This is a genomic window from Ammoniphilus soli (assembly GCF_040813775.1).
In genome coordinates, this window is sequence record NZ_JBEGDL010000140.1 from 1 (window position 1) to 978 (window position 978).

Below are 978 nucleotides of genomic sequence, written 5' to 3' on the forward strand. Positions count from 1 at the left end.
AAGCAAGAAATCATCACCTATTTTGCTACGGATATCGAACGGCAACGCATTTGGTTACAGGAATACCAACAGGCCCAGTAACTCTTAAAGTGGACTGGGCCTGATCGTTAGGGTTATAGAGTACATTGAAGAGGATCGTCTGATAGAGTCTCTTCCCGACCTACATACTCCTTTTCTATTCGTATTTCATAATCAGATTCGTATATTGAATAAAGTCCGTCAGGTGTTTTTCAATAATTACTTGGATAACAGGGAGGTGTAGGGTTTGATAGTCATGTACGGCAATATTACGGAATCCTACCATGGCTTTTAAGTGATGATTTAGCTTTTCATCGATGACCCCATTCTTATACAAGATATCAAAAGCATCACGGCTATTTTGGGGAACTCCCCAGCCTTTTTCTGATATTACATGCATCGCCATATCAATACTGGCTTCACAGGCTCTTTGAATATTGAGGATGATCGAGTCTTGTTTCGTGTAATTCTCTAAGTGCTTGGGATTCCCATCGTATTCTTCGTTGATCCGGCTTAAACAGCGTTTTATCGTTTGTACCTTATTAATGATGATATCGTTGATCATCCCTCTACTCCTTTATCTTTTAAGCGATTAAAGATGGGTTGACGCTCTTCATTTAGTTTGGCGTATGCCTTATAGGAATTCATGAAAAAGTTCATTCTCCGAAGGGGATCTTCATCCAAGATCACTTTTCCGTCGCCAATCACCTGAGCCCTAAATACGGTATTCGCACGCGCGAGATCGACCAAGTCCACTTCCTTCTTTAACATATCGGCTAATTTCTGGGCTGCCATAAACACCTCATATTCCGACGATATTTTATCCGAAAGAAAGGCAATATCAATATCACTTTCCCCATGAGTGTTTCCTTTTACCGTTGATCCAAATAAAATAATGAGCCAAGGAGTAAAGCGTTGATGAAGATACTTCCTGATTTGTTCTTCCATTTCCATCCTCCT

The 978-nt window shown here is 40.4% G+C and carries 2 protein-coding genes; both read right to left on the reverse strand.

From position 1 onward, the window contains the following. Positions 1-175: 175 nt before the first annotated feature. Entirely contained in the window at positions 176-583 is a 408-nt protein-coding gene (gene hepT / locus ABLT31_RS38740) for a type VII toxin-antitoxin system HepT family RNase toxin (protein WP_367761036.1), read from the reverse strand. After that, a partial coding sequence (gene mntA, locus ABLT31_RS38745) for a type VII toxin-antitoxin system MntA family adenylyltransferase antitoxin (RefSeq protein ID WP_462976597.1) occupies positions 580-978 on the reverse strand: 399 nt, incomplete at its 5' end. The genes hepT and mntA, both read right to left, overlap by 4 nt.